The sequence below is a fragment of the Rothia sp. HMSC072B03 genome (assembly GCF_001809565.1).
Classification (GTDB): Bacteria; Actinomycetota; Actinomycetes; order Actinomycetales; family Micrococcaceae; genus Rothia; species Rothia mucilaginosa_A.
In genome coordinates this window covers 83,144-91,360 of sequence record NZ_KV797964.1, presented here as the reverse complement: position 1 = coordinate 91,360, position 8,217 = coordinate 83,144, and the positions used below count along the sequence as shown (strand labels likewise).

The 8,217-nt window shown below is 61.4% G+C and carries 7 protein-coding genes; 1 reads left to right on the top strand and 6 read right to left on the bottom strand.

The features are described from left to right. Positions 1–213: 213 nt before the first annotated feature. The 3 genes from HMPREF2630_RS00960 to rsmI all read right to left on the bottom strand — a co-directional run bounded on the left by HMPREF2630_RS00960 (position 214) and on the right by rsmI (position 3,453). Positions 214–1,038: a glycosyltransferase family 25 protein gene (locus HMPREF2630_RS00960; RefSeq protein ID WP_070482943.1), complete on the bottom strand. Its 825-nt coding sequence runs from the start codon at positions 1,036–1,038 to the stop codon at positions 214–216. Between the two features lie 288 nt (positions 1,039–1,326). Then, complete coding sequence (locus tag HMPREF2630_RS00955) at positions 1,327–2,400, bottom strand: TatD family hydrolase (protein ID WP_070482940.1); 1,074 nt, start codon at positions 2,398–2,400, stop codon at positions 1,327–1,329. 114 nt (positions 2,401–2,514) lie between these two features. Beyond that, positions 2,515–3,453, bottom strand: coding sequence for a 16S rRNA (cytidine(1402)-2'-O)-methyltransferase (rsmI, locus tag HMPREF2630_RS00950; protein ID WP_070482937.1), 939 nt, complete (start codon positions 3,451–3,453; stop codon positions 2,515–2,517). A 172-nt stretch (positions 3,454–3,625) separates the two neighbouring features. On the opposite strand from rsmI, the gene HMPREF2630_RS00945 reads away from it, so the two are divergent. Next, complete coding sequence (locus tag HMPREF2630_RS00945) at positions 3,626–5,257, top strand: dolichyl-phosphate-mannose--protein mannosyltransferase (protein ID WP_070482934.1); 1,632 nt, start codon at positions 3,626–3,628, stop codon at positions 5,255–5,257. Between the two features lie 148 nt (positions 5,258–5,405). Here the strand turns inward: HMPREF2630_RS00945 and HMPREF2630_RS00940 are convergent, their stop codons facing one another. The 3 genes from HMPREF2630_RS00940 to HMPREF2630_RS09215 form a co-directional block, all read right to left on the bottom strand. Beyond that, complete coding sequence (locus HMPREF2630_RS00940) at positions 5,406–6,776, bottom strand: TIGR01906 family membrane protein (protein WP_049333000.1); 1,371 nt, start codon at positions 6,774–6,776, stop codon at positions 5,406–5,408. 135 nt (positions 6,777–6,911) lie between these two features. After that, complete coding sequence (locus HMPREF2630_RS00935) at positions 6,912–7,136, bottom strand: DUF3499 family protein (RefSeq protein ID WP_049333002.1); 225 nt, start codon at positions 7,134–7,136, stop codon at positions 6,912–6,914. A gap of 20 nt (positions 7,137–7,156) precedes the next feature. Beyond that, complete coding sequence (locus tag HMPREF2630_RS09215) at positions 7,157–7,570, bottom strand: WhiB family transcriptional regulator (RefSeq protein WP_080974942.1); 414 nt, start codon at positions 7,568–7,570, stop codon at positions 7,157–7,159. Between the last annotated feature and the right edge of the window lie 647 nt (positions 7,571–8,217).

Genomic DNA, 8,217 nt, shown 5'->3' with positions numbered 1-8,217 from the left:
CGCGTACCATGGAATATCACCTAGTCGATGAGTGAATGGTATGTATAAAATACCCTATCATTCAAGCCAAGATAGCCCCCAATATTTGGCGTACGGCTTCCTGTTATGTCTCGCACTTTATATATAGCCTCACCCGCGAGGCCTGAAAACACCCGTAAAAAATCCCTCCCCACCACGCGTGTGATGGGGAGGGACCTGCGCGAAGAGACTTACTTACTTCGCCTTACCCAGGCGCTGCTTCACCTCATCGAGGGTTGCATTCAGAGCATTTTTTATATTCTTCAGACGTACCCTCGGCGCCAAGGCAATACGCAGACGATCCAGCGCGCTCGCACCCTTCTGGTTCTCGGTCAGCATCTCCAGGTGGCTCTTACCGGAATCCAGGATGACGCTACTGCCTTCCCAATCGCACAGGCCGGGCTGCACGAAACGCACATCCACGCCCCACTGCTGGTACAGCGTGTAGTCATCAGCAACAGTGCCCGGAGCCTTACCCTCAAGCTGCTTGAGCAGCAGCTCAGCGCCCGAACGGGAAATCAGGTACAGACCGGTGCAACCCAGACGGGTCGAACCGTACAGCTTACCCATACGGTACTTACCGCACACAAAAGGAGAGAGTAGAGACAGGCGGATGTACTCCACGCGGGGGTTCATGGTGCCGGCCTTGAACGAGTACGCATCGCACAGGTTCACCAGCTGTACCTGCGGATACTTGGTGATGATTGCGTTCACCACTGCCTCAGCGTCAGGCGAAATCAGGATGTCATCCTCAGCGATCAGAGCCCAGTCGGTATCGGTAGCCAGAAAATCACGCCACATATTCACGTGGCTCAGCATGCAACCGCGCTCCGCCGGGGTGGGTTCGCGGTGCCAACGCCTCCGGAAAAGCTCGACGTCAAACTCTTTATCCGTGACGTGGTTGTCGCGGTTATCGACCGCAGAGTAAGGCACAAAATCCCGCGCGGGTGCGCCCACCGAATAAAACGAGTCGAAACGGTTCGCACCATCCAGGCCCAGAACATACTTAGTAATTCTCACCGAAAGAATCCTCCGATTTCATAATGATGTCGTATAAGGGGCACATAGTGCCCAGCAGGGGAACCGGGCATGGCGCACGTCGTGCAAACGTAATGCGGATGGGCCGTCTCTTATCTACGACATCCCGGAAAGGAATAATTTACATGAGAGTGAATAACATGAGAGTGAATAATATGAAACTATCACAAATCTAGACGGACAACCTAACAAAGCTAATGTTCAGTTCTTGCCGCCATAAACGCGATATCGGAATGACACGTCCCCTCATGTATAGCAGAGATAGGTTGCCTACCACTGGCCATACACGCGCTCCGAATTTTCGCGGATGAGGCGACATAGTGCTTCCAGCTCCTCACCGCGGTGAGCAGCCATAAAACGCACCGTGTAATTTGTCATGTACGACGCGTTCGGGCGACCGCGGAAAGGATGCGGGGTCAAGAACGGTGCATCCGTCTCAGCCAGAATCAGCTCGGGGCGAGCCATCGCCAACGATTCCTGAATACCCTTCGAGTTCTTGAACGTCACCGTGCCGGCAAAGCTCATGTACCAGCCGCGCTCGTTACAGATTTCGGCCAGCTCGGGCCCACCCGAGTAGCAGTGAAACACGGTCCGCTCCGGCGCGCCCTCCTCGTCCAGGATGCGCACGACGTCCTCGTGGGCATCGCGGTCGTGAATCTGCAGCGCCAGGTTATGCTTCTTCGCCAGGCGGATATGCTCGCGGAAGCTATAGTGCTGCGCCTCCTTGCCCTCCTCGCCGGTGCGGAAGTAGTCCAGGCCGGTCTCACCGATAGCGCGCACACGGTCGGTAGCGGCAAGCTCGTCAAGGGTGGCGAGCGCCGCCTCCAGCTGACCGGCTGCAGCCAGTTCGGGCGCGGTGTTCGGGTGAATCGCGACGGCTGCGAGCACACGCTCATCGGCCTGGGCGGCGGCTACGGCGTAGAGGGAGGAGGGAATATCGCATCCGACCTGCACGATGGCGCCGATGCCGAGCTTCTCACCGGTGTCGAGCGCATCGCGGGCGCTGATTTCTACCTCACCGTCGAGCAGGTCCATGTGAGTGTGGTTGTCCACGATGGGGTAGGGCAGCGGCTCGGGGGCAGGCGGAAAAAGCAGGTTGCGACTGCGTCCGTTCTCACCGGTCGTGGAGCGGCGGCGGGTGCCCTCCCCGCCCTCGGCGTCGCTAATACCCACGTAGAGCTCCGCCTCGTAGGGGGCTGGGATTTCGCCGGGCACGACACTCCAGCCCTGCGGCAGCACGGTTCCCTCCAGCTGCGCGGGGGTGGGCAGGGTGTACCCCGCCAGGGAGGCGAGGGCGTTCAGGTCCTCCTGGGTGATGGTGTTACCGGTGTGGTTCTGGCACATGGGGAATCCTTCTGTGTGTTTGCGATACCGCGGGATAGTCCGCGCAGGACAACCCGGGGGGGGCACGCCCCGCGGGGTCACGGCGTCACAGTAATAACTATTCCGGGCGGTTCATTATTCCGAGCGGGCGGCCAGGGCTGCCTCGTACAGCTCGCGCTTGGAGGTGCCGGTCTCGGCGGCCACGGCGGCGCAGGCGGCCTTGAGTCGCTCGCCGGCGGCCACACGGTCGAGGACCAGCTGCACGACGTCCTGCGCTTCGGGGGTTTCGGGGGCCTGCGCGCCCTCGACGATAATGACGATCTCGCCGCGAATACGTTCTGACTCAGCCCACTCGGCGAGCTCGGCCAGGGTGCCGCGGCGAACCTCCTCGTGGAGCTTGGTCAGCTCACGGCTGACGGTGCCTCGACGGTCCGCGCCGAAGGTCTGCACAAAGTCAGCGAGGGTCGCGGCGGTGCGGTGCGGGGACTCGTAGAAGATCATGGTGCGTTCCTCCCCCGCCAGCGAGGCGAGGCGACGCGAACGCTCGGAGCCCTTTCGGGCCAGGAACCCTTCGAAGGTGAAGCGGCCGGTGGGCAGGCCGGAGAGCGCGAGCGCGGTCAGCGCGGCGGAGGGGCCGGGCACCACGGTGACGGGCAGGTCCGCCTCGGCAACCGCGGCCGCAGCCACGTAGCCGGGGTCGGAGATGGTTGGCATGCCCGCGTCCGAGAGAAGCAACACGCGCTGGCCATCCTGCACCGCCTGCACGATGGTTGCGCTGCGTCCTTCTTCGTTGTGGTCATGGTTGACGATGACGCGACCGCGGGTGCGCACACCGAGCCCGGAGGCGAGGGTCCGCAGCTTGCGGGTGTCCTCAACGGCGATGAGGTCTGCGGTGGCGAGGGCCGAGCGCAGGCGGTCGGAGGCGTCGGCCAGGTTACCGATGGGGGTGCCGCCGAGGATGAGCACGCCGCTTTCCTCGGAGGTGACGGGCACGTCGGAGTTGGGCGCATCGGCCGTTGAGGGTTCGGAGAGCTCGGCGGATTCTTCGGGGTATTCGGCGGCGGGTGCGGTCATGGCAGGCCTCGTGTCTGTGTCTGGTCTTCGCTTACCACCTAAGTGTAACGCTCGTTTTTTGGGCGGCGGGTGAGGGCGGTGCTTCCCCCGCGGCGGACCCTCATGGCGTCATATACCCTCGTCACCGGGCGGAAATGGTGCATCGTACTGTCTAACCATTTAGGATGGATGGGTGAAGATACCTAAGCTCTCCTCCCCCGAGGCCTCGACCGAGTCGAGCCAGGCCGCCGTCCGCGCAGGACGCTACGGCCTGGATTCCCTGCTCGATGCCCTCGCTGTCGCCTACATCCGTGCCCCGCGCTGGGGCTGGGTGGCTCCCACGCTGATTGTGTTGCTGGCCGGCGTGCTGCGCTTCTACAACTTGGCCCACCCGAACGCCATCGTCTTCGACGAAACCTACTACGCGAAAGATGCCTACTCCTACGTTCACTACGGCTACGAACTGAGCTGGACGAAGGACGCGAACGCCTCCTTCGTAGCGGGGCACCCCTCGGGTATCCTGCCGGACTCGCCGGAGTACGTGGTGCATCCGCCGCTGGGCAAATGGATGATTGCCGCCGGCATGGCGATCTTTGGCGATAATAATCCCTTCGGTTGGCGCGTCTCGGCGGCCGTCATCGGTACGCTTTCGGTGGCGCTGATTGCCTACGCAGCGTGGTTGCTCTTCCGTTCCGTAACGGTTTCGACCATCGCGGCACTGCTGGCCGCTGTGGACGGCCTCATGCTGGTTGAGTCGCGCCTGGCGCTACTCGATATCTTCCAGATGTTCTGGATTCTGGCGACCTTCGTGTGCCTGCTCTTGGACCGCATCCACGCCCGGCGCGTATTGGCCCGCAATATTGCGGAGGCTGCCCGGCAGTACCGGGGGGAGCTCCCTCCGATGTCTTGGGGTCCGGGTATGGGCCTGCGGCTGTGGCGTGTGGCGGCCGGTGTGTGCGCCGGTGCCGCCGTGGGCGTGAAGTGGAACTCTCTCTTCTTTATCGCCGCGATGGGTCTGCTGACGGTTTTCTGGGATATGAATGCCCGCCGCATCGTTGGCCTGCCGAAGTGGGGGCTGATTGCTCTGGTGCGCGATGGCATCCCGGCCTTCGTGCAGATGATTGGCGTGGGTCTGCTGGTGTACCTGAGCACCTGGGCCGGCTGGTTCCAGTCTTCGAATGCGTACTTCCGTCACTGGGCTCAGGAGAACCCGGGCAAGGGCCTTTTGTGGCTCCCGGAGGATTTGCGTTCCCTGTGGGAGTACCACGCCTCCGCTTTCAAGTTCCACTCGGGTCTGAGCACCCCGCACACCTATTCCTCGCAGGCATGGCAGTGGCTGATTCTGGGCCGCCCGACCTCGTACTTCTACGAGTCGCCGAAGCTGGGTTCTGCCGGATGCACGGTAAAGTCATGCTCCGAGGCCATCTTGAACATTGGTAACCCGGCAATCTGGTGGGCGTTTATTCCCGCGATCTTGGTGGGCCTATTCGTGTTCCTGCTCAAGCGGGACTGGCGTTTTGGCGCGCTGCTGCTGGTGTTCGGTGCCGGCTATTTCCCGTGGTTTATGTACCCGACCCGCACGATGTTCTATTTCTACGCGCTGTCCTTCGAGCCGTTCCTGGTTCTGCTGCTGGCCGGTGCCCTGGGCCTGTGCCTCTCGGGGGCTCGCGGTTCGGTGGTGAGGGCGCGCGTCGGCGTGACAGTGGTTGTGCTGTACCTGGTGGGTGTGCTCGTGCTGAGCGCGTACTTCATGCCGCTGTGGACAGCTCAGGTCATCCCCTACGAGCAGTGGTACTCGCACATGTGGTTTAAGTCTTGGATTTAGAATCTCGGGCTTAGTCCACGAGGCTTAGTCTGCGGGGCTTAGTCCACGAGGCTTAGTCCATGAGGCTTAGTCTGCCGACGCCCCAAATACGCGAGGGGGCCGGAACTTATAGTTCCGGCCCCCTCGCTATGCGTTCTGGTGCGCGATGCTAGTTCTCGCCCACGCGGGCCGAGGCCAGCTTGACGCGCAGTTCCTGGCGTTCCTGGCGGCGACGCTCCGCCTTAAGCTTGCGATAGGTCGTGGGCCAGGTGCCCACCAGCAGAATCACGATCTGCACGGCCACGATAACCGCCACGGCGATGGCCGCGTCAATCCAGAACTGCGGCGGGTAGAGGCGAATCAGGGTGCTTCGCACCGAGAATTCCCAGTTACCCTGCGGGAAGAACACCTGGTGGAAGGTCGTGAAGAGCCATTCCCAGCCGAAGGCTCCCACGACGCCCAACACCACGATGAGGCCGAGGGTAATCCAGGTGCCGGTGAAGAGGCTACGGCGAATCACCCCGGGGGCGCGCTCGCGCAGCGAGAGGCTGCTGAAGAGCGTGATCAGCACAAATACGGCGACGGCCATCGTGGCGATTAGCAGAACCCACTTCACATCGTGCATGTGGTTGACCTCTGCGTCGGTGAAGGCAAGAGCGTTGTCGGCACCGGTGGTGATGCGCGCGAGGTACTCTCGCGGGGCAAAGTTGTTGATGTAGTCCAGGCCGTAGGAACCCAGGCGCATGCGTTCGATGAGGTAGTAGCCGTAGCTATCCTCGGGGAACCCGGGTCGGTGGTACTCGAACCAGAGGAAGGGTGCGGAGGCGACGACGCGAATCGCAATCATCAGCACGCTCAGCGGCACGGCGAGGGCGATGAGCGTGGAACGCAGCCTCAGCAGGCGCGGCTGATCCTGCATGGCGTCCTGGCGTGCCGCGGCGCGTTCCGCAGCCTCTGGTGAGGAGGCGAGCGAAGAGAGCGGCGCGTTGGGGTCGGCGACGGTCCGGTTCTGGCCCGTGCGGGTGGTTTCGGTGCGGTACTTGCGGCTGCTACCCGTGGTGGTTGCGGCCTCGGCGGTGGCGACGCTCGCCGCCTGAGCGGGTGCATCCGCGGCGGGTGCGCTGGAGGCGCTCGCGGGGGTTGTAGCTGTCGCTTCAGCTTCGGCGGCACGCTGCATGGTCTCACGGTTGAGATCGCTGAGCGTGGGGTTCTTGGGGGTGCTCTGAGAGTCACGGACCAGGGGCACGAAACCGGTGGAAACGTTGGTTCGGGTGCGCACGCGCGAACCAACACCCTGCTCGCGCAACTTGCTGCGGGCCGGAACGACGGGAACGGAACCGGTGGGCAGGTCGGGTTCTTCGGCAACGTTCGGAACGTCGGCGGCGATGCGTCCGAAGGCGCCGGTGTTCGGTGCCGGTTCAACAGCCTGACGGTTGGTCTGTCGTTCGGCTTGGCGGGCCTGCAGGAGCTCCTCTGCGTTGGTTCGACGGATGGCCGGGCGCAGGGCTCCCCACATGCCTCGAGGTGTTTCTTTGGTCATGGTCTCGCGTTCTATCGTGAGTGAGTGTCCGTTGAGTGTGTTCGGGCGGGTGAATACTACCTGCCAGTTTCTCACACGCAAAGAACCTTCCACGGCAATTCGCGGAAGGTTCTTTACATTCTAGTGCTTTAAAGCTTAGCTTTCGGTGTCCACAGCCTGGACAGGTACCTTGTAGACTACGTGCCAGCCCTGCGGTGCGGTGAGTCGGGCGGCGTGCTCGTCGCAGAGGTCGTAGGCGTGAGGGTCACGAAACTCCGAGAGCTCATCGATGGTTGCGGTGGAGTCCGCGTAAGAGTAGTGGAGGGTGACGGTCGCCTCTCGTCGGCAGGTTTGGCGGGAGCACAGTCGCGCAGTCTGCATGTGGGTTGTACCTTCCTGGCTTAGCTCGCCTGCTTGCGTAGTCGGCGGCGTTCTCGTTCTGACAGACCGCCCCAGATGCCGAAGCGCTCGTCATTGTCCATTGCATATTGTAGACACTCTTCGCGTACGGGGCATACACCGCACACCCTTTTGGCGTCCCGGGTGGAGCCGCCCTTTTCGGGGAAGAAGGCTTCGGGGTCGGTCTGGGCGCAGAGCGCTTCGGCTTGCCAGGCGAGCTCTCCGTCGTCTCCTTCGGTTCCGTAGAGTCCAGCGGCGGCAGCCCAAATATCGACGGGGGCGGACTGTCGCCGCTCGGCGTCGGTTAGAAAGGCATCGGCGGCCTGTTCGAGTGATGGTGCAGGGTTCATGCTACGGTGCTGAGCGCCTGATGTGCGTGCCGCGGTCATGCGGTCAGCGGCTAGGTAGGAGCCCATGGGTTTTCCTTCCGTGTTCTCATTGTGAGGATAATGAGTCTGCGGATCCGTCGTGGACGGAATCTTAGTGTGTATGGTGTGGCATGGTTCGCTTCAGCCTCTACGGTCCCCCAAAGCAAACACGCTTATATATCTATTAGACGTGCGACACGCCGTTTCGTCAAACTAGACTTAATGATTATTTAGATGTATATAACGTGACGATTATTTATTGTAATTGCGACTTTTATTTGGTTTGGGAACAAAAATATCGTCTCGCGAACGGCACGAAACCCCTCGTCGGGTTCGTCATCACGTACCTGGTTTCCGGGGCGGTTCCGGGCAATCGGCTACATTTCGGGGCTCCGGCCCTAATTTTAGAAACCCGCCAATAAATTAAGAGTAGCCATACCTCAGCTATTTTTCGTCCGCACGTTTCCCAATTTATGCAGTTGTGCATATAGGCCCTTACGGACAAAAATTTCACACCCGTAACAAGAAAACTTTACATTAAGCGGTTTTATGACAAGCACTATTTGAAAATATCGCTCCGCGCCGCGTGTTTTTTTCTTCTCGTTCCCTGAAAATTTTCTCCTTACCGTTCTATGACGATCTCTCCCCTCGGCCGCGTGGCCGAGATAACCCCCGGCTCTCTCCCCCCCCCCCCC

Excerpts from the sequence above, each read along its gene's own strand:
- HMPREF2630_RS00955 (WP_070482940.1), bottom strand. The coding sequence starts at position 2,400 with ATGTGCCAGAACCACACCGGTAACACCATCACCCAGGAGGACCTGAAC.
- rsmI (WP_070482937.1), bottom strand. The coding sequence starts at position 3,453 with ATGACCGCACCCGCCGCCGAATACCCCGAAGAATCCGCCGAGCTCTCC.
- HMPREF2630_RS00940 (WP_049333000.1), bottom strand. The coding sequence starts at position 6,776 with ATGACCAAAGAAACACCTCGAGGCATGTGGGGAGCCCTGCGCCCGGCC.
- HMPREF2630_RS00935 (WP_049333002.1), bottom strand. The coding sequence starts at position 7,136 with ATGCAGACTGCGCGACTGTGCTCCCGCCAAACCTGCCGACGAGAGGCG.
- HMPREF2630_RS09215 (WP_080974942.1), bottom strand. The coding sequence starts at position 7,570 with ATGGGCTCCTACCTAGCCGCTGACCGCATGACCGCGGCACGCACATCA.